General features: G+C 57.8%; 23 protein-coding genes. 12 read left to right on the forward strand and 11 right to left on the reverse strand.

The genetic code is table 11. The annotated features are described in order from the left end of the window. Position 1: 1 nt before the first annotated feature. Together nadB and FS819_RS09365 are read right to left on the reverse strand one after the other, a co-directional pair. Entirely contained in the window at positions 2-1,609 is a 1,608-nt protein-coding gene (gene nadB, locus FS819_RS09360; RefSeq protein WP_156546293.1) for an L-aspartate oxidase, read from the reverse strand. A gap of 204 nt (positions 1,610-1,813) precedes the next feature. After that, the gene (locus FS819_RS09365) at positions 1,814-2,077 is read right to left on the reverse strand and encodes a DUF2164 domain-containing protein (RefSeq protein ID WP_156546296.1); all 264 of its coding nucleotides are present in this window, start codon (positions 2,075-2,077) and stop codon (positions 1,814-1,816) included. A gap of 309 nt (positions 2,078-2,386) precedes the next feature. Between FS819_RS09365 and FS819_RS09370 the strand changes: the two genes are divergently transcribed. The 3 genes from FS819_RS09370 to FS819_RS09380 all read left to right on the forward strand — a co-directional run bounded on the left by FS819_RS09370 (position 2,387) and on the right by FS819_RS09380 (position 3,836). Continuing rightward, the gene (locus FS819_RS09370) at positions 2,387-3,097 is read left to right on the forward strand and encodes an AzlC family ABC transporter permease (protein WP_156546298.1); all 711 of its coding nucleotides are present in this window, start codon (positions 2,387-2,389) and stop codon (positions 3,095-3,097) included. Next, on the forward strand, positions 3,097-3,402 hold the full coding sequence (locus tag FS819_RS09375) for an AzlD family protein (RefSeq protein ID WP_060717914.1): 306 nt from the start codon (positions 3,097-3,099) through the stop codon (positions 3,400-3,402). The genes FS819_RS09370 and FS819_RS09375 overlap by 1 nt, the downstream gene beginning before the upstream one ends. A 233-nt stretch (positions 3,403-3,635) precedes the next feature. Next, positions 3,636-3,836, forward strand: coding sequence for a hypothetical protein (locus tag FS819_RS09380; RefSeq protein WP_041696788.1), 201 nt, complete (start codon positions 3,636-3,638; stop codon positions 3,834-3,836). 75 nt (positions 3,837-3,911) lie between these two features. Here the strand turns inward: FS819_RS09380 and FS819_RS09385 are convergent, their stop codons facing one another. Then, complete coding sequence (locus FS819_RS09385; protein WP_156546301.1) at positions 3,912-5,756, reverse strand: aminopeptidase P family protein; 1,845 nt, start codon at positions 5,754-5,756, stop codon at positions 3,912-3,914. 270 nt (positions 5,757-6,026) lie between these two features. On the opposite strand from FS819_RS09385, the gene FS819_RS09390 reads away from it, so the two are divergent. Beyond that, positions 6,027-6,191 carry a hypothetical protein gene (locus tag FS819_RS09390; protein ID WP_156546304.1) on the forward strand — a complete coding sequence of 55 codons (165 nt, stop codon included), beginning with the start codon at positions 6,027-6,029 and terminating at the stop codon, positions 6,189-6,191. A 312-nt stretch (positions 6,192-6,503) separates the two neighbouring features. Here the strand turns inward: FS819_RS09390 and FS819_RS09395 are convergent, their stop codons facing one another. Next, on the reverse strand, positions 6,504-7,376 hold the full coding sequence (locus tag FS819_RS09395) for a 50S ribosomal protein L11 methyltransferase (protein ID WP_234624598.1): 873 nt from the start codon (positions 7,374-7,376) through the stop codon (positions 6,504-6,506). Positions 7,377-7,504: 128 nt separating this feature from the next. Further along, complete coding sequence (locus tag FS819_RS09400; RefSeq protein ID WP_015916479.1) at positions 7,505-8,104, reverse strand: SCO family protein; 600 nt, start codon at positions 8,102-8,104, stop codon at positions 7,505-7,507. A gap of 502 nt (positions 8,105-8,606) precedes the next feature. Between FS819_RS09400 and FS819_RS09405 the strand changes: the two genes are divergently transcribed. The 3 genes from FS819_RS09405 (at position 8,607) to FS819_RS09415 (ending at position 11,727) form a co-directional block, all read left to right on the forward strand. Then, entirely contained in the window at positions 8,607-10,613 is a 2,007-nt protein-coding gene (locus FS819_RS09405; protein ID WP_156546307.1) for a methyl-accepting chemotaxis protein, read from the forward strand. Between the two features lie 3 nt (positions 10,614-10,616). Beyond that, the gene (locus FS819_RS09410; RefSeq protein ID WP_015916481.1) at positions 10,617-11,081 is read left to right on the forward strand and encodes a chemotaxis protein CheW; all 465 of its coding nucleotides are present in this window, start codon (positions 10,617-10,619) and stop codon (positions 11,079-11,081) included. 304 nt (positions 11,082-11,385) lie between these two features. Continuing rightward, a complete protein-coding gene (locus tag FS819_RS09415; RefSeq protein ID WP_156546310.1) occupies positions 11,386-11,727 on the forward strand; it encodes a hypothetical protein in 342 nt (113 codons plus the stop codon). Between the two features lie 537 nt (positions 11,728-12,264). Here FS819_RS09415 and FS819_RS09420 read toward each other — a convergent pair. Both FS819_RS09420 and FS819_RS09425 read right to left on the reverse strand, forming a co-directional pair. Further along, the gene (locus tag FS819_RS09420; RefSeq protein WP_156546313.1) at positions 12,265-12,753 is read right to left on the reverse strand and encodes a CreA family protein; all 489 of its coding nucleotides are present in this window, start codon (positions 12,751-12,753) and stop codon (positions 12,265-12,267) included. Positions 12,754-12,836: 83 nt separating this feature from the next. Beyond that, complete coding sequence (locus FS819_RS09425) at positions 12,837-13,460, reverse strand: 3'-5' exonuclease (RefSeq protein WP_156546316.1); 624 nt, start codon at positions 13,458-13,460, stop codon at positions 12,837-12,839. 52 nt (positions 13,461-13,512) lie between these two features. On the opposite strand from FS819_RS09425, the gene FS819_RS09430 reads away from it, so the two are divergent. Beyond that, positions 13,513-14,154 (forward strand): alpha/beta hydrolase, encoded by a 642-nt coding sequence (locus tag FS819_RS09430; RefSeq protein WP_156546319.1) that lies wholly within the window; start codon positions 13,513-13,515, stop codon positions 14,152-14,154. A gap of 55 nt (positions 14,155-14,209) precedes the next feature. Here FS819_RS09430 and FS819_RS09435 read toward each other — a convergent pair whose 3' ends face one another. Next, positions 14,210-16,039 carry a methyl-accepting chemotaxis protein gene (locus FS819_RS09435; RefSeq protein ID WP_156546321.1) on the reverse strand — a complete coding sequence of 610 codons (1,830 nt, stop codon included), beginning with the start codon at positions 16,037-16,039 and terminating at the stop codon, positions 14,210-14,212. Positions 16,040-16,437: 398 nt separating this feature from the next. Here FS819_RS09435 and FS819_RS09440 point away from each other — a divergent pair, with 398 nt between their 5' ends. From FS819_RS09440 to FS819_RS09450, 3 genes are all read left to right on the forward strand, one after another. Beyond that, a complete protein-coding gene (locus FS819_RS09440) occupies positions 16,438-17,025 on the forward strand; it encodes a GNAT family N-acetyltransferase (protein ID WP_409050020.1) in 588 nt (195 codons plus the stop codon). A 174-nt stretch (positions 17,026-17,199) separates the two neighbouring features. Beyond that, entirely contained in the window at positions 17,200-19,254 is a 2,055-nt protein-coding gene (locus FS819_RS09445; RefSeq protein ID WP_156546324.1) for a DEAD/DEAH box helicase, read from the forward strand. 362 nt (positions 19,255-19,616) lie between these two features. Then, entirely contained in the window at positions 19,617-21,467 is a 1,851-nt protein-coding gene (locus FS819_RS09450) for a flavin monoamine oxidase family protein (protein ID WP_234624597.1), read from the forward strand. A 45-nt stretch (positions 21,468-21,512) separates the two neighbouring features. Here FS819_RS09450 and FS819_RS09455 read toward each other — a convergent pair whose 3' ends face one another. After that, positions 21,513-21,968 (reverse strand): type VI secretion system amidase immunity protein Tai4, encoded by a 456-nt coding sequence (locus tag FS819_RS09455; protein WP_156546330.1) that lies wholly within the window; start codon positions 21,966-21,968, stop codon positions 21,513-21,515. Beyond that, complete coding sequence (locus FS819_RS09460) at positions 21,965-22,465, reverse strand: type VI secretion system amidase effector protein Tae4 (RefSeq protein ID WP_156546333.1); 501 nt, start codon at positions 22,463-22,465, stop codon at positions 21,965-21,967. The genes FS819_RS09455 and FS819_RS09460 overlap by 4 nt, the downstream gene beginning before the upstream one ends. Positions 22,466-22,629: 164 nt before the next feature. Here FS819_RS09460 and FS819_RS09465 point away from each other — a divergent pair, with 164 nt between their 5' ends. Beyond that, on the forward strand, positions 22,630-23,583 hold the full coding sequence (locus FS819_RS09465) for a bifunctional helix-turn-helix transcriptional regulator/GNAT family N-acetyltransferase (protein WP_156546336.1): 954 nt from the start codon (positions 22,630-22,632) through the stop codon (positions 23,581-23,583). 101 nt (positions 23,584-23,684) lie between these two features. On the opposite strand, the gene ligA is transcribed toward FS819_RS09465, so the two are convergent. Further along, a complete protein-coding gene (gene ligA / locus FS819_RS09470; protein WP_156546339.1) occupies positions 23,685-25,844 on the reverse strand; it encodes an NAD-dependent DNA ligase LigA in 2,160 nt (719 codons plus the stop codon). Between the last annotated feature and the right edge of the window lie 35 nt (positions 25,845-25,879).

The raw sequence follows: 25,879 nt of genomic DNA on the forward strand, positions 1-25,879 counted from the left end.
CCTATGCCGCTACACTGGCGTGTTGGTCAGCCAAGCAGAGGACGGTAGGGCCGGACTCCTGACGAGAACTTGGAAAGTCGCTGTTGTAATGACAGCCGCGACTTTCAGACCGCGACAAGGCGCTGTCGATGACAATCCGCGCCGTCACCACCATGTTGTGCAAGTCGCTGAGGTCGAAAGAATGGGGATGCGATGTCAACATCGCCTCGACTTCCGAATGAAGCAGGTCAATCCTTCTGCGGGCCGCGTGAAGCGAATCCAGGCTGCGGACAATACCAACATAATTCCACATCACGGTTCTGATTTCCTGCTTGATCAGCACCATGGCATCACGCTTCATTCCATCCGCCGCCATGATATGCGGATGCTGTTTGGCCGGTGCCAGCGAGACGTTCAGCAGGTCGCTGCCGCTCAAGATATCCCGTGACGCGGCCCGTGCCATGACCACACATTCCAGCAGGGAGTTGGAGGCAAGCCGGTTGGCACCATGCAAGCCGGTATAGGCGGCTTCCCCGAGGCAATACAGGCGATCGACATCCGTTCGTCCGTTTATTTCCGCATAGACACCGCCGCAGGTATAATGCGAAGCGGGCGTCACCGGTATCGGCTCCTTCGTCATGTCGATCCCCCGCTCCAGACATTTCTGGTAGATGTTCGGGAAATGCCCCTTGATGAATTCCGCTGGCTTATGGCTGATGTCGAGATTGACGGATGGGATGCCGTTTTTCTTCATCTCGCTGTAAATGGCTCTGGAGACCACATCTCTCGGCGCAAGCTCTGCACGCTCATCATAATCGGCCATGAAGCGGTATCCATCGGGAAGCGTCAGAATGCCACCTTCGCCCCGAACGGCCTCCGTGATCAGAAAGGCGTCACCTCCGGGATAGTACATGCAGGTTGGATGGAACTGCATGAACTCCAGGTTGGCGACACGACAACCCATTCTCCAGGCCAGAGGAATACCGTCACCGATCGATTGAGCTGGCGATGTCGTATGAGAGAAAATCGGGCCGACGCCGCCTGTTGCCAAAACCGTGAAACTGGCAGCGATGCGGCGCTCGACACCCTTCGGGTCGATCAAGACCGCGCCAATGCAGGTATTTTTCTCGGCGTCGCCCCGAATGAGATCCGTAACTGCGCAATTCTCAAGCACGGTGATGTTGGGATGAGAGAGAAGATGGGAGGTCAGGCTGGTCTGAATTCCGCGACCGGTCATGTCATCGACATGCAAAATGCGCCGTTCGCCATGGCCGCCTTCGCGGGTCAGGTGATAGTCGCCATCCTGTTTGGTGAATGGAACGCCCTGCTCGATCAGCCAATCAACAGCTTTACGACCATTCTCAACGATATAGCGCGTATTGTCGATGTCGTTCAGATGACATCCGGCAATCAACGTATCGCTGACATGCTTGTCATGGGTGTCATCATCGGCATAGACCGCAGAAATGCCACCCTGGGCATAATTCGATGCGGCAGAGCCGAGATCGGATTTACAGACGATGAGAACCCGCTTTTCCCCCGCCACAGATAACGCCAACGTCTGCCCTGCCAATCCGGCGCCAATCACCAGAACGTCGTAATAATCCTCAGTCCCGCCTGAAAACATCATATTCCACTCCCCCCGGAAAAAAGCAGATCAGGCGCTTCGATAATTCCCATGCGCCGAATGCTCGCAGAGGTTGCTTGATCAGCAGGGAGCGATTTAAATTCTAGAGAGCATCAAGTCAACGAGAAATGCCCCTTTTAATTGCATTATGCCCATTTTTCAATCAAACCAATTTATCAGAAAAACACGCCCACCATGGCGCAAACCTCAAGACGCCATCGTCCGCTCCAATTGGTAGATCCCGTCATTGAAGCGATCGATCTGCTCGGCCAGCAGGGTCTGGGCGTCGGCAAGGCCTCTGTTGTAGAAATGCACACCGACCGTTCCGGCCAGAAAATCGATCAGACTTTCGACCTCGAACCGTCCAAGCTCGACCTCATGTTCACTCGCCAGGTGTTTTTGCAGCCGTGAAACCAGCAGAGCCAGTTCTTCTTTTGAAAAATCCGCTTTGAAATCATCGGGTTTCGGCATTCACAATGTTCCTTTTCGACAAGAAGGGTCGGCTGGAATAGGGCATGACTATGAGCACGCATCAATGGAAATCAACGCAGGATCACTCCTATTGATTTGCTCGTTTCGCGCTGATGTTCTAATCCACCCCTCATTCTTGTGAGGGAAAACAAGGGCTGGCCTGAAAGACAGGCCATCCCAAGGCATATACCCATTTAGAGCATTTCTGCCTTTCATAGAAACGCAGAAATACTCTAACTGTTTGTTTCAACAGATTTCCAGACGCAAAACCGCACCGCATTTTTGCTGGAAATGCTCTAGGAAAAGACGATGTCAGACTTTACCGATGGTGCGCGCCAAAGCGTTCCCATCACTCTTTCCACCCTGCCCTTTGCGGCCCTGTTTGGTGCCGTCGCTGCCGCCCATGGCCAATCGGTGGCTGAGGCGACGCTGATGAGTGCGACGATTTTTGCAGGTGCCAGTCAATTGGTCGGCATCGATCTGTTCGGCAATAACGTTCCGGCCTGGCTGGTCGTGCTCTCGGTGTTTGCCGTCAATTTCCGCCACATCCTCTATTCGGCGGCCATCGGCCCGTATTTTCAACGGCTGAGTGGACTGCAAAAGGCCGTGGCCTTCTTCTTCATGACTGATCCGCAATTTGCCGAAACCGTCAAACATTCCGAAGGTGGCAAGTCCGTTTCCTTCGGCTGGTATATGGGCTTTGCACTGGCCATCTATGTTCCCTGGGTCGGATTTTCGGCGATTGGCGCAGTGTTCAGTAGCCTGATCGGCGATCCGAAAGCGGTCGGCCTCGACGTGCTGCTGCCCGTCTATTTCATGGGCAGCGTGCTTGGCTTTCGCAAGCGTCCGAACTTCCTGATCGTGGTTGCCGTCAGCGCCGTGGCCGCGGTGTTCGCCATGCATGCCGTCGGTTCGCCCTGGCATGTCAGCCTCGGCGCACTGGCCGGCATTGTTACCGCAGCCCTGCTGCCGCCGAAGCCGCAAGCGGCCCTTGAGGATCGACCGGAGGTGACGCAATGATGGATCTCGACCCCTCTATGGTGGCGATCATTCTGGCTGCCGCCCTTGCCACCTACCTTACCCGCGCCGGCGGCTATCTGGTGATCAGCCGTTTCAAGACCTTGCCACCCCGGGTCGATGCAGCGTTGAACGCCGTTCCTGCCGCCGTGCTGACCACGCTGGTCGCTCCGGCCTTTTACGCCGGCGGGATGGAGGTGAAATTCGCCATGTTGCTTGGTCTCGTCGTTGGCCTGCGCTTTTCGTTGATCCCCATGCTGTTGACCGGTTGGGGTGCCGCCGTGCTGATCCGCCAGTTCATGGCCTGATCCCTATCCGCTCCACCCTGCGGCAATCACCTCTCCAAAGCCTCTGAGACTGGGGTGAGGCTTGTTTTACAGTTAGTATACCTTATTCAGCTATATTTAATATAAATAACCTATGGTAGAACTCTGTCGTCGCAACCGTTTGCCTTGCCGATTCGTCTCGTAACCACGTGAGGGCAATCTGATTGATGGCGTCATGCGGCAAAAAGGCGGAATGCATTGAGAGGGGTTTTTAAATGGGTCATCAACGTCATCGACTGGAACTGATTGCTGGCGGCAAGGAACCGGCAGCGAACGCCCATTCCATCCATCAGATTGCCGAGGACCTGCAAAAGCTGATCAAGGCGTCAGACGCCGCCCGCTGCGAGATGTTGAGCTATCTGCTGGAAGTGGCACTTGATGAGGCCATCCGCGAAAGCGAGGAAAGAGGGCGCTAATCACCCTCCTTCCTCCTCTGTCGTTTTTCTAAACGAACATGCCCAAAGCGAAGATGCCTATGCATCCTCGCTTTTTTAAATAGCCGACCGCGCCAATGGCTCGGTCGCCCGGATCAGCCAGCTTCGAGCATCCTCTCCCTCTACCAGTGGCAAAAGCTGCTCTCGCGTGCGGGCATGATAATCGTCCAGCCAGCGCAGTTCCTCACGGGTCAGCATGTCCTCAACGATCAGGTAGCGGTCGATGGGCGCGAACGTGAGCGTCTCGAAACTCATCATATCAAGGTCGCCGCCGTTCATCGGCTCCAGATCACGCACATAGATCAGGTTTTCGATCCGGATGCCGAAATGACCGGGCCGGTAGTAGCCAGGCTCATTGGAGAGAATCATGCCTGGCAGCAATTCCTGGGTGGAAAGCCGGGAAATGCGCTGCGGTCCCTCATGCACCGACAGAAACGAGCCGACGCCGTGGCCGGTGCCATGGGCAAAATCCGCTCCGGCCTTCCACAAGTTGATGCGCGCCAGCGGATCGAGATCGCAGCCGCGCGTACCCTTCGGAAAGCGCGCCGTGCTGATGGCGATCATGCCCTTCAACACCAGCGTAAAAAAGCGTTTTTGATCGTCCGGCACTGCGCCGACGGCAAGCGTGCGGGTAATATCCGTGGTGCCGTTGACATATTGGGCGCCTGAATCGACCAGGAACATTTCCCCGGCGCGGATTGGCCGGTCGCTTTCCGTCGTCACGCGGTAATGCATGATAGCGGCATGTTCACCTGCCCCGGCAATCGTATCGAAGGATACATCCTTCAGCGGGTTCTGCATCCGCTCGCCCACCTTGGCGCGGATGGTTTCCAACGCCCGCGTCGCACTGATCTCCGTCGCGCTGCCCGCCGGTTGCCGGTCGAGCCAGCTGAGGAATTCGACCACGGCCACGCCGTCCTGCACATGGGCGACGGCAGAGCCATTCAGCTCGACGAGGTTTTTCACCGCCCGCCCCAGCTTAGCCGGATCGCCACCATCCACCACCTTGCCGCCCCGGCTGGCCACCAGACGCGCCAATGCCGCCGGCGAGAGATCCGGGTCCATCAGAATGCGGGCGCCAGTTTGCGCCAGCATTGCCAATTGCAAAACGAAATTCTGCGGATCAAGCCGGGTGGCAAGACCATCGAGATAGGTTTCGACCTCGAGATTCGTCTTGCGCCGGTCCAGAAACAGCTCGGCCTTGCCATCGGCGTGGATGATTGCGCGCGACAGCGGATGCGGCGTGTGAGGCACATCCTGGCCACGAATATTAAAGATCCAGGCCACCGACGATGGATCGGTGATCACCACCGCCTCTGCGTCTTTTGCTGCGAGGCCATCGGCGATTTTGGCAATCTTCTCGCCCGCCTCGACCCCGGCGGCCGAGATCGGCTGGATCGACACAGCGCCCAGCGGTTCGGCAGGACGGTCGGTCCAGACCGCATCGAGCGGATTTTCATCGACCAGCACCAGCGTGCCGCCAATCTCGTTCAGCGCCTTTTCCAGCCGCGACACCTGCGCCACCGTATGCATCCATGGATCGATGCCCAGCCGGAAGCCCTTCGGTGCATGGGCCGGGATCCACTTGGCCGGAGGCTCGTCGATCAGATCGCCCGGTGTAAACACCTCCAGGTCCACCTGCTGGCGCACCTGCGTGACATAGCGGCCATCGACAAACACCACGGCCTGGCTCTGCGTCACCAGAACTTCGCCCGCCGAGCCGGTAAAGCCGGTCAGCCAGGACAGGCGTTCGGCTGAAGCGGGCACGTATTCACCCTGATATTCATCGGCCCGCGGGATCAGAAAACCATCGATACCCAGCCCCGAAAACCGGTCGCGCAGCGCAGCGACACGGTCGCGACCGAATTGAGGAGTGGAGGTAACGTCAAAACTTTGGAACATGAGACCTGTCCGACACTGTCAAAAACTGCTGCCAACCTATAACAGCGGCGCTGAAATGACACCCTTTCCATCACCTTTGCCCCGCTTTTCGCCCTAACCTCTCCGCCCGAGGCAGATTGTGACGGTTTTTTGACCACAAAGAGTCCGGCAGCCGTAAAATCAATGCGCTGGACGCATGGCTCCCATGCCGGCAAAACGCTGTCGCAAATCAGCTAAACCGATTAGAAGCACCGCAACGCAACATGCTAAACAAAACCGAAGAGAACTCCGATGACCAGCCCGATCCGCACCTCTGCTCCGACCCGCGCCATGCCGCTCGGCCGTCAGATTGGCCGCAACGGTCTGACCGGTGCCTCTTCCTTGTCGCGTGACATCCTGGCTGGCGATGCCCGCACTGGCACCGTCCGCAACGGCTCAGTTCGCGCTGCAATTTAACATAATCCTGAAATGGCTTATGCGATGCCACCGCTATGGAGGCGTGTCGAGCAGCCATTTTACCTATCGAACACAGTCCCGGCTACGGGACCCGCTTGAGCCTCTCCTCCCAGGGTTCGCGGGTTGATCAGGGAAACCTGATCGAGAAAAAGGCGGCATGGCGGTGCCGCCTTTTTTGTTTAAAGCGACATTTCTGAAAACGCCAATCTACCGGCATCAGTCTGATGGCTATTGGCCCGCTCCAGCCATGCGCGTTATTCACTGCTGCACCGCACACAATCATCGCAAGCCGAAAACCTGTTTCAGGTGGGCCTATTGCAGATGAATGGTGACCCAGCCATTGCGCCAGATGGTGCGCACATGCTTCACCCCCGCGCCATTATAGGCGGCGATCACTTTCCAGCGTTGCGATGCCAGAATGCCGGAGAGGATGACAGAACCGCCCGGAGCCAGATGAGTGACGAGCTGCGGCGCCATTTTCATCAGCGGACGGGCCAGAATATTGGCAATGATCAGGTCGAACGGTCCGAATTCACCAAAAGCCGTTGAATGAAAACCCGGCGCGGTGCGCCATTCGATGCCGTTGGGTACGCCGTTGCGCGTGCCGTTTTCCTTGGCCACCCGCACCGCGATGGGGTCGATATCGGTGGCCAGCACCGGTACATTCACCAGTTTGCGCACAGCGATGGCCAGAACGCCGCTGCCGGTGCCCAGATCCAGCGCATTGCGGGGCCTGCGGGCCCGCACCACGCTATCGATCATTTCCAGGCAACCGGCCGTCGTGCCATGGTGGCCGGTGCCGAACGCCTGACCGGCATCAATCTCGATGGCCAGATCATGAGGACGGACCTTGTCGCGGTCATGGGACCCATGCACCAGAAACCGCCCTGCCCTGACAGGCGTCAGGCCTTCCAGCGATTTGGCGATCCAGTCGATATCGGGGATCACTTCACGCTCGACCGGCAGATCCGGAAATTCCGCGACCAGCGCCGTCTTCACCCGCGCGAGTATATCGTCTTCCTCATCGAACATCAGATAGATCGATGTTTCCCAGATATCGCGTTTTTCATCGACCTCCGTGGTGGCAATCGCATAATCCTCTTCACCGAACTCAAAGCTTAAGAGGTCGAGAATGTGATTGGCCTGCACTTCGGTGGTGCTGGTGAAAAAACGAAGTTCGCTCACGGTCGATATTCCCTATGGGGCAGGCTGATTGAACGCCCACCTTTCTGCCGCTTCCGGTACAATGCCTGACGCGCCGTTGCAACATCAAAGCGGGACAGGCATGGCATCCGCGCCCCGCCCGCGAGCGATCAGCCCTTCATCAGCTTTTGCAGCTTCTGGACAGCGGTTTCGGGGTTTTCACCATAGGCAATCGTGCCTTTGAACCGGCCCTGCGCATCAAGCAGAAAGACAGAGGCCGTGTGGTCCATGGTGTAATCACCGTTCGGATTGGCCTCATCCACCGGCACTTTCTTGGCATAGACGCGGAAGCCCTTGACCATCTCCATGACCTTGTCGGGCGCGCCGGTAATGCCGGTGATCCGGTCGGAAACATTCGAAACATAGGTATTCAGGATCTCGGTCGTATCGCGTTCGGGATCGACGGAAACGAAATAGGCATTCAGATGGCCGCCCTGCGGATCGACCTGCTTCAGCCAACCATCCAGCTCGAACAGGGTGGTCGGGCAAACTTCGGGGCAATGAGTGAAGCCGAAGAATACCGCGCTCGGCTTGCCGCGCAGCACCTGCTCGCTGACAGCCTGTCCCCGCTGGTCGACCAACTGAAATGGCACGCCATAGGCCGCCTCGCCCACCGTGCGGCTCGATTGGCCAATTTCAAGCGTCAGATAGCCCAGCAAAGCTGCCGAGGCCGCCACCAATATCCAAAGCCCGATCCGCAGTCTCTTCATCGCTTCACTCAATGTTTATTTCCAAAGACCAGCATTTCCAAAGCGCAGCCGCACGATTAAACGCCGCCCGGCTCCTGCTCTTCCATACAAGCCGAGGGATAGGCAAGGCAAATCAAACAAAACGCAAAGCTGGAAAATCCCATGCCATCCCCCCGAGACATATCGTCGCCCGCCACTGATCTACGGGCTTAGGGCGGTGACCGAACCTCAGGTGTTGCTTGACGCCGGATAGAATTAAATCATCAATCGGGAATAGTATTAGTAAAAGCTTAATAGTCTTGAGAGACAGTCAACCTGCATGTCGGCCTTATGCCGTCAGGACATGATGTCCTTGGAGGATTGCTGCAAAGATTGCTGACCGGCAAAGGGCTGGAAGCGAAAGATGCGGCGGTTTAAGCAATGACAGCAGCCCCCTAGGGGAGAGCGCAGTCCTTCTAAACTCCGCACAGCATGTTCCATAGGACCGACCCGGTCACGTCAACTGAGCCATGCGGGGATATTCATGAGCAACGCAATTTCCGGCCGAGGCCTTTCCGTCGGCCAGCGCCTGATGACCTTGGGCGGCGCTGCCATCTGCGCCATCGCGGCCATGCTGGCCGTCGGCTATTATAAGAGCAGCCAGTTGGATCACTCGTTGAACCGGGCGATAGAACTCAAGAACAAGCTGGAAACCGTCAACGAACTGCGACTCGCCAATGGCGAAATTACCCTTGCGGCCATGGATACGATCATCGACCGTGACGAAGGCAAGGTACAGCCGGACCGTCAGGAAATTTTCGAAAAGAGCGGTCTGGCGCTTGCCAATGGGGCCGCCATCGTCAAGCAGGTTGCCGCCGATGTCGGCCTGTCCGCCAATGTGGCAAGCTATGACAGTGACGTACAGAAGATCCGCCAGGAGACAACCGTCGAACTCAAGAAGCTGGTGGAAACCCAGGCACCGGACGAAGCCTATGCGCGGATCGACGATGTGATAGACGGTGCAGGCGGCAAGCTGAACGACACGCTGTCAAGCCTGTCCGTCGCGGCCAGCAAGCTGGTTGAAAGCCGTGTGGCAGACGCGACGAGCGCGTCCAGAAGCGCCATCACCATGCAGATCACCATCGGATCGATTGCATTTTTCCTGGTCCTTGGATTGCAGATCATCCATGCCCGTTCCGTCGTCAACGGCATTCGCAATGTCCGCACCAGCCTCAAGGATATTATCGAGGGCAATTACGACCGTGAGATCCTCGGCTTGGAGCGTGGCGATGAAATCGGCGACATTGCCCGATCCGCTGATATTTTCCGTCAGGCCGTCATCGACAAACGTACGCTGGAAGCCGAGGCTGAAGACAGCCGAAAGAGCCGCGAAACCGAGATGCGCGAGAGCGAGGCCGCAGCGGCAGCTGAGCGCGACCGGATGAAAGCCGCCGTCGATGCCTTGGGCAAGGGCTTGAACCGGCTGGCCGAGGGCGATTTGCAGGCAGCGGTCGATGAAGCTTTCCCGCAGGAGGTTGAGCGCCTGCGCACCGATTTCAATCTGGTCACCACCCATCTGCGCAATGTCATGGGCGAGATCTCCATCAATTCCAGCTCCATCCAGGCCAATGCCAATCAGATGCGCTCCGCCGCCGACGACTTGGCGCGCCGCACCGAACAGCAGGCCGCATCGCTGGAAGAAACATCGGCGGCACTGGCCGAGATTACCGAAACGGTCCGTACCAGCACGCAGCGCGCTGAGGACGCCAGCCACATGGTCGATAATGCCAAGACCTATGCCGAACAGTCCGGTGCCGTCGTCTCCGACGCCATGGCCGCCATGGAGCGGATTGAAAGCGCCACCGGCGAAATCGGCAAGATCATCAACGTCGTTGACGAGATCGCCTTCCAGACCAATCTTCTGGCGTTGAATGCCGGCGTCGAAGCCGCCCGCGCTGGGGATGCTGGCAAAGGCTTTGCCGTGGTTGCCCAGGAAGTGCGCGCCTTGGCCGGACGCGCTGCGGAAGCCGCCCGCACCATCAAGGATCTGGTGACGAAATCAAGCGACGAAGTGCGCACCGGGGTCGAGCTTGTGACCGCCACCGGTGAGGCTTTGCATAAAATAGGCGAAGATGTGCTGCGAATTAACGATCACGTTAAGTCGATTGTAACCTCGGCGCGCGAACAATCAGTTGGCCTGAGTGAAATCAATTCCGCCGTCGGACAGATGGACCAGGTCACGCAGCAAAATGCCGCCATGGTCGAAGAGACCAATGCGGCAAGTCATACGCTTGCCAGCGATGCAGACAATCTTGGACAGCTCGTTGGGCAATTCAAGATCGGCGGCGCGGGTGAGACGCGGCCAGGATCACACCCGGCGCGACCGACATCAAGCAGACCTGAGCCGGCAAGACCGACCTCAGCACCGACGCAGTCTCCCGCAAAGCAGCTCATGAGCAAGGTTGCGGGGGCTTTCACCAAAGGCAGCGGCTCCGCGCCAGCCCGTGCAACGGCAGCCGCCCCATCAACCGACCACTGGGAAGAGTTCTGAACCATGTCCAATGCCATCAAGCAGTCCGGCGCCTATCTTGAAATAGTTTCCTTCCATCTTGGCGATCAGGAATTCTGTATCGACATCATGGCGATCCGTGAAATTCGCGGTTGGGCACCCGTCACCCCGATGCCGCATACGCCCCCATACGTGCTGGGTCTGATCAACCTGCGCGGCGCCGTCATCCCGGTCATCGACATGGCCTGCCGGCTGGGCATGAGCATGACAGAACCCTCCGAGCGCTCTGCCATCATCGTCACCGACATCGCCGGCAAGCTGGTCGGCCTGTTGGTGGAACAGGTCTCCGACATGATGACCATTCGCGGTGAAGACTTGCAGCCCGCCCCGGAAATCATCCCGGAAATGCAGCGCGCCTTCTGCCGCGGCATCGTGGCGCTGGAAAAATCCATGGTCTGCTTCCTCAACCTCGACACGGTTATCGCCGACGAGCTGGCCAACGCCGCCTGATCGGGTCAAGCGCCTGGTCGGCCGAGTATAGGCCGGGTTGAGCAGCCGAAGAAACAAGAAACCGCTGGTTCGGACGTGATGGCACCGAACCGGTGGTTTCGTGCGTTTAAAATTGTGATGGTGGCGGGGCTGAAATTGCCTCTATCTGCTCTCTATATAGAATAGATATGTCGGCGCTGGTCGCAGCCCTGAAACACCGGGTTCGCCGCAAATCTGCCTTACACTTTTGCGCGACTTTTTTGGCATGTCGTTATCGCAAAACCGATTCACACTTTTGCGCGACATGCCTGTATGGAGAATGATGATGAAAAAACAGATTTCGGCCCTTCTAATCGCAGCAAGCCTTGCGATAGGCTTTACATTGCCCGCAATGGCGGGCGAGCTTACCCTCCCCGACATCCTGTTTGGCAAGCGCTATAATGACGGCGTCTCGGTGGAGTTTATCGCCCAGCATCCACCCGGCCACGGCAATGACCTGCCGCTTCTGGTACGCTACCCCTCACGCCAGCGGATTGAGACATCACAGGCCGAAGTCAATGGCAGCCCCGCTTTGCGTGAGGCCATGAAGGTCCGGGGCATTCTCGTGAAAAATGTCATCTGGGTGCAGACCGCCGCCAATGGCGGCAAGATCGTTTACGTCAAGTAGGTCAAACAAGGTTGGCACGCCCCGAGACGCCAGACAGACTGGCAAACCTGTCTGCCCAGATGGAGCATACAGCTCAGAGCTCAGCTGTAAGAAAAGTGGACCTGATTTTCGAGAAAGACAGTTGAGAACAAAACAATCGAGAGTCTGTCTGGTTCAATCTGAACCGGACAGACTCTCGAATATAGAAGTCCACCCCGGTGGCATGGAGGCGACTTTCAACATCTCCAGACTGGTGATCCCAGGAGAAGGATCAACGGCCTCGGCAGACAAGCGGTAGATCACGAGCTTCGTAACAACCGTCACGTTATCGGAAACGCTCTCAAGCCGGTAACGGCTTAAGGAACAGACGATCCGCAGACAAAAGCGTTACAACAGACCCATGACGCTGCAACTCCCCAGCGCCCCCGCTGGGGAGTAATCTGCACCATAAGGCCGCGCCAATAAAGCCGTGACACGCCCGAATTCGCGGCCCACCCGGTGCGAATCCTGACCTTTTTTGGTATTTGCCTCGGCATTCGTCAAGGGCAAGCCATACAATCAGGGCTTGCCATTTTTCCAGGTTACGCTCTGATTGAACAGTGGCACGGTCGAAATCGCCATTTTGGCGGATCCGTCCACCACCTGCCGGGAGTGGATGAGATAGACCAGCGTGTCATTATCCTTGTCATAGATCCGGTTGACGACCAGCGTCTTCCAGATCAGCGACCGGCCCTGGCGAAACACTTCCTCGCCGCCTTTTGACAGATTGATATCGCCAATCTCGATCGGCCCTGTCTGGCGGCAAGCGATGGAATTGTTGGAGGGGTCCTCAAACCAATTGCCCTTATGCAGCCGGTCGATCAGCGAACGGTCGAAATAGGTGACATGGCAGGTAATGCCTTTCACCTGCGGATCGGCCACCGCCTCGACGACGATATCATTGCCCACCCAGTCTACACCGACCTTGCCGACCACATCGGCCATGGCAGGCGTACCAAGAAGTCCGGCAAAAGCAGCGGCGAACAGCAGCTTGGGTGATTTGAGCATAACAGCCTCCGAGAAATACTCAGTCAGAGATATGCTTTCGCCATCACGTTACAAGATGCGCGGCAATGCCATGCCAAAAACCGTCAAGCCGAAACCCGCGCTGGCTTGCGGACCGAGCAGGACTGATACCCGCCCGGGAACAGCCGTCCGATGGAAATCCCCATCATGCCAGCAAGCTCGCCCAGGTCCTGCACGCCCCGGCGCTCCATCATCGCAATCACCGATTGCGCGCAAACCGACGCATCTTCGGCTGCATTGTGATGCCGGAAGGACAATTGCAGATGCGCCGCCAACACATTCAGCCGATGGGAGGGCAGATGCGGCCAGACCTTCTGCGCCAGCTTGACGCTGCACACATAAGACAGGCTTGGATAGGGCTGGCGATAGAGATCGCAACTTGCCCGCCATACCGACAGATCGAAGGCAGCATTATGCGCCACCACCATCGCGCCCGAGAAATCATCGGCGAATTCGTCCATCACTTCGGGAAATTCACCCGCATCCTCGACATGATCAGGCCTGATCCCGTGAATGGCGATGTTGAAGGAGGAAAACCGCATGGTCTTTGGCCGGATCAACCGCTCCTCCACCCGCACCACCTGCCCGTCCTCGACAAAGGCCAGACCGACAGAACAGGCGCTGCCGCGCTCCTCATTGGCGGTCTCGAAATCGATTGCGATGATTTTGGGCTGCAATGGCGTTGACATCGATCCCCTTTATGGTGCGAGAGCGATTCGAGCAATGTGAGGAGGGACGGGCATGTCGAAAATCTCCGGATTCCACTGCGAAATAGACGGACCGGATGAAACCGGCAGCCCAATCGTCATGCTGCATGGCAGTGGCCAGGATGAAACATGCTGGGGAGACATTCCGGCACGCATCGGCCCCGGCTCGCCCATCGTCCGTATGCGCGGCAATATCATCTGGGAAGGCAAATACGCATTTTTCCGGCGCAATCCAGATAGAACGTTGGATCTGGCCGACCTGGCGCGCTCCGCCAGCGAAATCAGCTTGCTGCTCGAAAGCCTGACGCAACGGTTCACTGAGCGAAAGCCGATCCTGATCGGATATTCGAACGGCGCAATTCTCTCCGCAGCCGTTCTTCGCGATTTTCCGGATTTGATCGAGGGCGCCATTCTGCTGCGGGGTTTATCACCGGCTCCGGCTTCACCCTTTCCTCGGTCCGTGACCTGTCCGGTGCTGGTCATATCAGGCGAAACCGACAGCCGTCGCACCCCTCAAGACGGAGCAATCCTCGCGTCGCAACTCGTGGCGGCCGGGGCACCGACCTCCTATCATCTTCTGCCCTGCGGCCACGGCTGGGACCCGCAGGAACGGGATCTGGCCTTGATGCAGGACTGGCTATGTCAGGTGACGAGACGCGCCGTGTCCGGTTCCTGATCCGAGCTGACACGCAAGAGTCAAGGATGGTACAACCGAGCGAGCGGAACGCCTATCATGCCGCCCGATCACGCCGTCCCGTCGTGACGCCGCCTTGCCTGTCAGCCAGAAGAAAGCGGTCGACGAGCTTTTTCAGCCCTTCGGCACTGTCGCTCATCGTGTGAGCTGTGCCGCTACAGGCATTGGCCAGATCTGCATTTTCATGGGTCATCTGGTCCATTTGCCGGACCATGTCGGTCATGTCCTTGAGGCTGGCGGATTGTGATGCGGAACTGTCGGCGATCGCCTCAATGCCGACGGCGATCCCCGTGATCCGGTTCTGGATTTCGCTTAAGGATTGCCCGGTTCGCCGCACCAGTTCGACACCCTGCGTAACCTCGGCGCTGGAGGTCGATATCAAGGCGTCAATTTCCTTGGCGGCATTGGCAGAGCGCTGCGCCAGATCGCGGACCTCTTGCGCCACAACGGCAAAGCCCTTGCCCGCTTCTCCGGCCCGGGCTGCTTCCACGCCGGCATTCAAGGCCAGCAGATTGGTCTGGAAGGCGATTTCATCGATAACACCGGTGATTGAGGCAATCTTGCCGGAAGCATCCTCGATCCGGGACATAGCCGCCACCGCCTGCTGCACCACGGTGGACGAACGTTCCACGGCACCACGCACCTCAATCGTCTGGCCCTTCGTTTCGGCACTCCGCGACGAATTGACATCGACATTGCCGCTGATCTGGCTGATCGCCGCAGCGGCTTGCTTCAGAGCCACAGACTGGCTTTCGGTTCTCTCGGCAATCGAGGATACCTGGTTGTAGAGATCAGCGGAGTTAGCTTTCACATATTCCACCTTGCCCAGGATATCCGCAACGGTCGCCTGGAACAGTCCGAGAGACTTGTTGAGATTGACCCGGAGCGGTTCGAAATCCTCGGCAAAAGGATGATCGAGCGTCATGCGCAGATCGAATTGCGCCAACCGCTCCAACGCCGCGCCGAGATCGTCTACGACATGCTTGAGCGCCTTAGCCTGCACAGCCTGCTCTGCCAATCGCTCCGTCCCCTGTTGCAGGTCGGCTTCGGCGCGCATCCGTTCGGCTTCGCGCATACGCCGCCGCTCGATAGCGGCTTCGCGCAGCACGGCACCGGCTCTCGCCATTTTTCCGACTTCGTCATGCCGGTTCAGGAACGGTACGGTCAGATCGAAATTCCCCTCCGCAAGCACTGTCATGAACCGCTGGAAGTCCTGCATCGGCCCGATGGCGGAGCGGCGGAAAGCATAGAGACCAACGCAGAGAACGAGGATGGAAACTGCCGTCGCCGTGCCGGCAAGCATCTGCCAGGCCATGGATTTCGACGCTGCCTCGCGTTCCACGGTCTGCAGATCTTCATTGGAGGCCTGCACCAGCTTTTCTACCGCGGCCTTTTGCGCCAGAAAGAGCGTACGCAGCTTGACCAGACTTTGCCCGGCATCGGCAGCGCGATCCGCTTTCAAGGCCGGGAGCAGAACGGTTTCCACTTCCCGCCAAAAGATGGCGCTCGCGGGTTCCACCTCATTGCGCAGCAGAGTGTCCAGTGCCTTCGGCAGCGTCACGCCGTGCCAGAACGCAATACGCGTGTCAAAGCTTACCCGCAGCCGCGCCAGCTCCTCGGCATTGGCCTGAAGCCTTTGCGGCTCGGCGCCTGCATCCACTGCGGCCACATAGGCCTCGATGACGAAAAGCGGCGGCGGCAGGATATCGGCGATCATGTCCTTGGCATACACAATCCGCTCATAGACCGGCCCATTCACCTTCAGTGTCACCAAAGCATAAAACATAATGCCACTGGACAGTAAAAGCCCGAGAAACAGGCTGGCTCCGAAAAGCGCAAGGCTGCGGGAAAGGCTCAATCGTGCCATGCTGTCTTACTCCATCAATAGCCAAGCGAGGGCATTTGCCGTCTGTGCAATCGAGATGATTGAGCGAATACGAACGCTAATATAACCGTTAGTTTTCGAGGATAGTTGTTTAAATATTGCTAATAAATGTGCAGTTTAAATTGTAGATCGAAGAGAAAAACGCCTTTTCGTATCGATACCTCCGGATGTCTTGACATGCGTCATGTCGTGCGGGACAATTCATCACATGACCGCAAATCGCTCGACCCATCTGATGACCGTCCTCACCACCGTTCCGCAGGGAACGTGGGGCCGTCGTCACATCGTCACGATGTAAAAGCGATCATCCCACAAACCCTGCCGAGTAGAGCAGGGTTTTGAAAGCACCGCTGCTCCCTCGCCTCACCTGGAGATCAGCCATGCCGGACAATTCCTCTCTCGCACCACCCGCCTCGCCCGTTGCTGCAAATGCCCCTCCGGCCACAAACGTCCCTGTGGCAGCAAATGCAAGCTGGCCGGATGGACTGCTCATTCGCGCCCAAGCGCCTGATGATGCCGCTGGCATTGCCGCCCTGCAAAGCCTGCCCGGTGTGCGCGCCGGTACGCTACGCCTGCCCTATCCAGCGGAGCAGGATGTCCGCCAATATATCGAAAACCGCCAGGCAAACGGCGTATCGCTGGTCGCCGTGATGGATGATATCGTGGTTGGCAATGCAGGCTTCATGCAGGGCATCGGTCGCCGCAGCCACACGGCCAGTCTCGGCATCGGCGTTCACGATGCCTATCAGGGGCGCGGTATTGGCCGGGCGCTGGTTGGCGAGCTGGTGGCGATTGCCGAGGACTGGCTGAACATTCGTCGCCTGGAGCTGACAGTGTTTACCGACAATGCCGCCGCCATCGCCCTTTACGAACGCCTCGGCTTCATCCGTGAAGGCACCCACCGCGCCTTTGCCTTCCGGGCTGGCGCCTTTGTCGATGCCTATGCCATGGCGCGAGTGCGGGTTTAAACGGCGGATGATGGGGGGCTCGTCTGCCCCCTCTTCACCATTTCACCCCTTTTTCAACCGTCCCCCTGTACTTTCCGTGGTTTGGAGGGTAGGAACAGCCCAAACATGCCCGCAATCGGCGGGCGTCGTGCTTTTTGCGCGACCTGAAGACAGACATTTCGAGAGATGACCCCCATGACCGATTATGACGGCATCGTCCCGGCGATTGCCGAGGCCTTGCGCAAACGTGGCTATGCCACCCTCACCCCCGTTCAGCAGGCGATGATCGATACCGATCTCGAAGGCCGGGATGCGCTAGTTTCGGCCCAGACCGGCTCCGGCAAGACAGTGGCTTTCGGCCTGGCGCTGGCCCCAACCCTGCTGGGTAGCGAGAACCGTTTCGGTCGGGCCGTCAAGCCTTTGGCGCTGTGCATTGCACCGACCCGCGAGCTGGCCTTGCAGGTTCAGCGTGAGCTGGAATGGCTCTATGAAAACACCGGCGCGATTTTCGCCACCTGTGTCGGCGGCATGGACATCCGCAACGAGCGCCGGGCGCTGGAACGTGGCGCGCATATCATCGTCGGCACGCCGGGCCGCTTGCGCGACCATATTACCCGCCGCGCCCTCGACCTCTCCGGCCTGCGCGCCGTAGTGATGGACGAAGCCGATGAAATGCTGGATCTCGGCTTCCGCGAGGATCTGGAATTCATCCTGAAGGAATCGCCGGACGAGCGCCGCACCCTGATGTTCTCGGCAACCGTGCCGCGCTCCATCGCCGATCTGGCCCGCAGCTATCAGCGCGATGCCAAGCGTATCGAGACCGTTTCTGAGCAGAAGCAGCATATCGATATCGAATATCGCGCCATGCTGACCGTGCCTGCCGACAAGGAAAACGCGATCATCAACGCGCTGCGCTTTTATGAAGCCCGCAACGCCATCGTGTTCTGTTCCACCCGCGCCAATGTAAACCATCTGACCGCCCGCCTGCACAATCGCGGCTTTTCCGTCGTGGCCCTGTCGGGCGAGCTTTCGCAGAGCGAGCGCACCCACGCGCTACAAGCCATGCGCGATGGTCGCGCCCGGGTCTGCGTCGCCACCGACGTTGCGGCCCGCGGCATCGACCTGCCAGGCCTGGAACTGGTTATCCATGCCGATCTGCCGACCAATTCCGAAACCCTGCTGCACCGCTCAGGCCGCACAGGCCGCGCCGGTAACAAGGGCGTTTCGGCGCTGATCGTGCCGATGAGCCAGCGCCGCAAGGCCGAACGCATTCTGGGCGGTGCCAATGTCCAGGCCGCCTGGGTCAAGCCGCCCTCCGCCGATGAAGTGATTGCCCGTGACGATGAGCGCCTGTTGGCCGATCCGGTTTTCAGCGAAGCGATCAGCGAGGAAGAATCCGCCACCATCGCCCGGTTGCTGGAGGCCCACGGTGCCGACAAGATCGCTGCCGCCTATCTGCGCGCCTATCGCAGCACCCGGTCCGCTCCGGAAGACCTGATGGAGGTCAAGATCCAGGCGGAACGTCCGCGCCGCGAGAATGACACCTATGAGCCGAACACCCCGCCGCGTCCGCGCAGCGAGTTTGGCCCCAGCGTCTGGTTCTCGCTGTCGGTCGGCCGCCGCCAGAGCGCCGAGCCGCGCTGGCTGATCCCGATGCTGTGCCGCAACGGCAATATCACCAAGAACGAAATCGGCGCGATCAAAATGCAGCCGGAAGAAACCTTCGTGGAAATTGCCCAGGCCAATCTCGACCAGTTCCTGACGGCTCTTGGCCCCAACAAGACTCTGGAACGCGGCATTATCGTCAAGCAATTGCCCGGCATGCCGGATTTCAACGCGCCGCCAAAGGAACGTGCGGCCCGCCCGCCACGCGATGACAGCGACTTTGCCGAGCGCAAGCCGCGCGCCGCCCAAGGCGAGAAGAAGCCTTATGCCGCCAAGGCCGAAGCCACCGAACGCCGCCCCTACAAGGACGACCTGGCCAAGGCCGATGACGATGTCTGGGGCAACCCCAAGCCTGCCTCTTCCTTCAAGAAAAAATCCAATGCCGCTGGCGACACCCGCAGCTGGGACAAGCCCAAGGCCGATTGGGCGGGCAAGCCTAGAGGTGACAAACCAGCTTATGCGGGCAAGGGCGACAAGCCAGCTTATGCCGGAAAGAGCGATAAGCCCGCTTATGCAGGCAAGCCAAAGGGCAAGTTCGAAGGCCCGGCTGGTGGCGCCAAGAAAAACTTCAAGCCGAAAGGCTGATGAGTACCAACCATTTTGATAGGTCAGCAGCCCGGAAATCACCCCTGATTTCCGGGCTGCTGCGTTGAAGGCTTGTTTTTTCGACAACCGCACCCAAGTGCAAGACCAGACATTGCAACCAAAAATAGTCTATCCTTTCCGTCCATCAAGAGTTGACGGTGAATTTTAGATACTTCATGATTACTGCTGGAGGTTGTAGATTTGTGCTGTCTGCTGGACGCAGAGCGCAGGAGCACCCTCGAAATTTCACAGAAAATTTCGTCCTCCTTTCCATGAAGGAAGGGGCTCTTTTTCCGATCGAGCCGACCTTGATCATGACGTTCCCGGCCGCTCGCCACCCTCTCTTCAATGACAGGATTGCGATGTCTTACTCGATTTCCCGCCGCACGCTGCTGCGCGGCATGACAGCCCTGGCCGGTTCTTTTGCGGCTCCGTCTCTCATCACCGGTTTCAGCACTGCCCAAGCTGCCTACCAGACCAGCAAGCCCAATCTGCCGACCGGTTTCGGCAAAGGCAAAAGCGTCGCCATCCTCGGTGCCGGTGTTGCCGGGTTGACGGCTGCCTTGACGCTGGCCCGAAGCGGCTTTTCCGTTCAGGTCTTCGAGGCCGACAACCGCTATGGCGGCCGCAGCCTGACCGTTCGGCCGACGAATGAGCACTACAAGAGCTGGTGGTTCAAGAACTATCCTGGCACCCAGGAATTTTCCGAGATGTATGTGGACCGCTATCAGGAGACAGCGGACAGCCCGGCACCTGACCTGCAAATTTGCCAGTTCATGGACGACGCCTGGGCCGCGAAAAAATATGCTGGCAAGCCTGTCGAGCTCTACCTGAATGCCGGGCCGGGCCGTATTCCCTCAAACCATGTCAATCTCATCGCACTATGCCAGGAAATCGGCGTTTCGCTGGAGCCTTACTTCTTCCAGTCAATGTCCAACCTGATGCAAAGCAAAGAGTTCAACAACGGCGCGCCGGTATCCTTCGCCCAGGCCACATTCAGCCTCTATAGTGAAATGGCGGCGATGATGTACAAGGTGACGAAAGAAGGCGTGCTTTTGCAGGGCGATACCAATGCCGTGACCCGTGAAAAGCTCAAGGATCTTTACCGTGTTTTCGGCGACCTGACAGGCACCGGCGAGATCCAGACAACGACCCGCGTCGGCTTCAGCCATCTGCCCGGCGGCTGGCGCGATGCGCCAAAGACGCGGGATGCCATCGGGCTCGAAAAAATCCTCGATTCGGGCTTCGTTGGCGATCCCACGGCCAATCCGGAATTGACGCCCGGCTCCTTCCTGTTCAACAGTTTCAACACGGATTGGCAGCCAAGTTTGATGCAGCCGGTTGGCGGCATGGACCGGATCTGGCAACAATTGTTGATTCAGGATGTTCCGACGACCGCCCTGTGGAAAAAGGGCAGCAAACCTCGCCACCCCAAAGTCGGCCATCTGGTGATGCTCAAGACCAAAGCGTCGAAGATCGCGTCCGCTGGTGAAAAAGTGGTCGTGACCTTTGAAACGGCTGGCCGGAAAGCCGAACAGGCCCAGTTCGATTTCTGCATTTCCACCATGGCGCCTTCCCTGCTCAACACCATCATTGGCGATTACCCGGTCCCGCCCGACTTCCGCAAAGGCCTTGAGGCCTTTTCCAAGACCGGCAACTGGAATGATAAGACCCCCAATCTCTGGACGCCCGCCATCAAGGTCGGTTGGCAGGGCAAGGATCGTTTCTGGGAAACCGACAGTGAAATCTATGGCGGTATTTCCTGGACAACCGATATTATCGGCCAGATCTGGTATCCTTCCGAGGATTTCACCGCCCATACCGGCGTGCTGACCGGCGCCTATAACCGTGGACCGCTGGCGGTAGACTATGCCAAGCTGAACAATACCCAGCGCGTTGAAACAGCCCGCAAGGGACTTGGCCTGCTGCATCCGGGAAAGACCGACCAGGTCTATCGCGGCGTCTCCATTGCCTGGCAATATATGCCACACCAGGTCGGCGGATGGGCGTCGGATACGGCAACGACAGACAACGAAGCCTATCAGCAGATCACCACCTTCGAGAAAAACGGCCACTTCTTCTGCGCGGGCGATACCTGGAGCTACCTGCCCGGCTGGCAGGAAGGCTCCGTCACCTCAGCCTATTGCGCCGTCAACGCCATAGCCCGGACCATGGACCCGGCCAAATACAGCGACTGCGCCTGCTTCCAATAAACTGATGGCCGCCGGGGACCATGTTCCCGGCGGCCTTTCATTAGCTCAATCACCTTTTGATTGATTATCCTGCCGATAGGTATGACTGGGCTTCACAACATATTTTTTCGCCTGATCGTTCAATTCCTTGCTGTGATACAGATCGAGGCACTTCAAGAAATCGAATTTCACACCTTTGACTTCCGATTCAGCGAGCGGGTTGCTGTAATTTTTCGTCAGAAATTTTTCGATCAAAGCCTTCATGTCATCAGGGCTTTTGTCCATATCGTAATATGTCCAGTCCCTCAGCGCGCTCACACTGCTCCCCGCATCGACTGACGCGCCCTTATCCTCTTTATAGGCATTGGAAATGCAGGTGGCCAAAACCATGTCTTTGTAATTCTGAAGATAGCTGCGACCAGCCGCTTGAGGCCCGTTACCAACGGCAAAGTCCTTAGCGGCCGCGATCTCGGTGTTAACAAAAAGACTGACCAAGCCGAGAAGAAGCAAACGGGACATCATTGCAAACTCCAGAAATTTGCCTTGTCTGTTTTGTAAGCCACTCCCGGCTCATTAAAATAGCAATGATCGTAACAAACTGTTCCATTAAAAAGCGTCGCATGTCCCTGCGCGTCGCTCCAACCTGACACCTCGAAAAGGATGACGCCTCTTTTTCCCGCAAGCGTACCTCCATTAGACGGAGGGTACTGAACCACCTCTGGCTTACCCCAGGTTTTCTCAAGATAATCAATCAGATTTTTCACGCGAAAAAAATACCATTTCTGGTCTGCACCAGAAACCGTTTGGGCAGCGATATGCGGAAGGTGCATGCCGGAATAGTTTAAAATATAGCTCATTCTGACTGCGCAAGTATTGCTCCAACGCGCAACCGGATTGGGATTATTGACATTTTTTGCGACATTTCCACCAATGACTTCAGAAACCTTGGCTCCTGACGTTTGCGGATCGTAAATCCGCATTGAAGCTGCCCACGCAATATTAAAATTTGGCCGTCCCATATCGAACCTCAAAAAATTTTCAACAATGTCGCAATTAGGATAAAGCGACAAAACCCTGAGGGCAATCGTCTATTCTGCAAATAAACTTTCCAAAACAAAAACGCTTGCGGCAAATAGCACATGCCAGTAAAGTTGCATCATGCAACCAATATGGAACTGGTTTGATGCAAGACCATTCACATCTCGAAGCTATTCGCGCCTCATCACGCCAGTTGGTCCGTGAGCTCGGCTTCATGGGAGGGGCTTTTGCCGGAACAGATCTTCCGCCCTCGGCGGTGCATGCTTTGATCGAGATCGATGCGTGTCCTGGTATCACCGCCCGCGACCTCGGGCATAGTCTTCACCTTGAGAAATCTAGCGTCAGCCGGATGCTCCGCAGGCTCATTTCATCCGGTGATCTGTTGGAAGAAGTGGATAAGGACGATTCCCGGATCAAGCGGCTGCGCTTGAGCGAGAGCGGACAAAAGCGAACCCAAACCATTCATGCGTTCGCGCGTCATCAGGTTTCAAATGCTCTGAACCGATTGCAACCCCACGACAATCGCAGGATTCTTGACGGACTTCGGCTCTATGTTCAGGCCCTTTCCAATCGAGGCAACGCGACCGCACCCGAAGTTGAAATTGTCCAAGGCTATAGACCGGGCCTCATTGCCCGTATCACGCAAATGCATGCGCTCTACTATGCGCGAACAGCAGGCTTCGGCCTGCATTTCGAATGCGTTGTCGCCACTGGCCTCGCCGACTTTTGCAATCGCCTGGAGAGCTCGAAAAATGCCATCTGGCTTGCCATGCAAGCAGGTGAAATCGTCGGCTCCATCGCCATCGATGGCGAGGATCTGGGTGCCAAAACAGCCCATCTGCGATGGTTCATCATCGATGATGGCTTGCGCGGCGGAGGCGTCGGGCGTCAATTGCTCTCCGCCGCCCTCGCCTTTGCGGATGAGAAAGGCTTTGAAGAAACGCATCTATGGACGTTCAGCGGCCTGACGGCGGCGCGACATCTGTACGAAAGCCACGGTTTTGTTTGCGTCGAGGAGCGCACTGGCAACCAGTGGGGAAGCGAAGTGCTGGAACAGAGATTTGTCAGGCCACGGCCTTCCTACTGCATCATTCCTTAAATCGGAGAGGATTTAAGGAATGATGCAGTAGGTATAAAAAGCGAACCTTTGTCCGCCATATGGTGCGCACGGCGCTGTAGGGCCCAACACCAGCCCTGGCATCACCCACCAATCAGCGCCAGCCATTCATCCTCGGTCATGACAGTCACGCCCACCTCACGGGCCTTGTCCAGCTTGGAGCCGGCGCCAGGGCCAGCGACCAGATAATCGGTCTTTTTCGAAACTGACCCGGCCACCTTGGCACCGAGGCTTTCGGCCCTGGCCTTGGCCTCATCGCGGGTAAAGCGCTCCAGTGAACCGGTGAACACCACGGTTTTTCCAGCCACGGGGCTATTGCTTGCCGTAACGGCTTCTGCATCCAGCGGAGCCACTTCCTTCAGCAAACGGGAGACGACTTCGAGATTGCGGGGCTCCTTGAAGAATTCAACCATGGAGGCGGCGACCACTTCGCCGATGCCATCGATGCTGTTCAACTCATTCCAAGCCTCGCCGAATTTCGGGGCGGCCTCCTGCATGGCCTCGGCAAACGCCGCGTAAGAGCCATAGGAGCGGGCCAGCAGCTTGGCGGTGGTTTCGCCGACATGGCGAATGCCGAGCGCGAAGATGAAGCGGTTGAGGGCAATCTCGCGGCGCGCATCGATGGCGTCGAACAGTTTACGGACGCTGACCCGGCCAAAACCGTCGATATTTTCAAGTCGGGTCAGCGAAGAGGCTTCCTGCCGCTGTTTGAGGGTGAAAATATCCGGCGCAGTGCGGATCATCAAAGCTGGGTCTTCACTGTCGAAGAAGAAATCCACCTGTTTGGTACCAAGCCCTTCAATGTCGAAGGCATTGCGGGATACGAAATGCTTGATGTGCTCCTTGGCCTGCGCCGAGCAGACAAAGCCGCCCGTGCAGCGGGTCACGGAATCCAGCTTGCCGGTCTTGTCGTTCTTCTCGCGCACCGCATGGCTGCCGCAAACCGGGCAGGTTTTCGGAAATTCATATTTCGCCGAGGTCTCAGGGCGCTTTTCCAGTACCACATCCAGCACCTGCGGAATGACGTCACCGGCCCGCTGGACGATGACAGTATCGCCGATGCGAATGTCATGGCCTTCCTCTCGGATACGCTCGCCGCCATTGCCGATACCCTCGATGTAATCGGCATTATGCAGGGTCGCATTGGTCACAACCACGCCACCGACGGTAATCGGCTCCAGCCGCGCCACCGGTGTCAGTGCGCCGGTACGGCCGACCTGGATGTCGATGGCCTCCACTTTGGTAAAGGCCTGTTCCGCCGGGAATTTATGAGCTGTCGCCCAGCGCGGCGAGCGCGACCGGAAGCCGAGCCGCGCCTGCAAATCCAGCCGATCAACCTTATAGACAACGCCATCAATGTCATAATCCAGATCGGCGCGTTGTAGGCCAATCTTGCGGTAGTGGGTGATGATCTCTTCCACGGATGTCAGCCGTCTGGTCAGCGGATTGACCGGAAAGCCCCAACGCTTAAAGGTCTCGACCATGCCCGATTGGGTATCTGAAGGCATGATGCTCATCTCCCCCCAAGCATAGGCGAAGAATTTCAGCTTGCGGCTGGCGGTAATTTTCGCATCGAGCTGGCGCAGCGACCCGGCAGCCGTATTGCGCGGGTTGACATAGGTTTGGCGGCCCTCGGCCTCCATCTGAGCGTTCAGCGCCAGAAAGTCGCTTTTCGCCATATAGACCTCGCCGCGCACTTCCACGACATCGGGGGCATCAGCGGGCAATTCCGTCGGGATGTCCTTGATGGTCAGGATATTGGCGGTGACATTTTCGCCCGTCGTGCCATCGCCGCGCGTCGCCGCCGTCTTGAGCCTGCGGTTCTCATAGCGGATAGACATCGACAGGCCATCGATCTTCGGTTCGGCGGTAAAGGCAATGGAATTATCCGGCATCACGCCCAAAAAGCGATAGACCGAGGCCACGAAATCCGCCACATCCTCATCGGAAAACGTGTTGTCCAGCGACAGCATCGGCCTTGCATGGGTGATCTGCGAGAAAATCCCGGCAGGTGCCGCACCCACCCGCTGCGACGGACTATCGCTGCGCACCAAAGTCGGAAACCGCGCCTCGATGGCATCGTTGCGCCGCTTCAAGGCATCGTAATCAGCATCGGAAATTTCCGGCTGGTCGTTACCGTGATAAAGCGCATCATGATGGGCAATAGCGGCGGCCAACCGGATGAGTTCCTGCCCGGCCTGCTCTTCGCTGAGGTCTTCGACCGGGATCAATGCATCCGCCATGACTGTCTCCTGACTATGGTCTTTGTCCGGTCTTA

This window comes from Allorhizobium sp. Av2 (assembly GCF_021462805.2).
GTDB lineage: Bacteria > Pseudomonadota > Alphaproteobacteria > Rhizobiales > Rhizobiaceae > Allorhizobium > Allorhizobium vitis_G.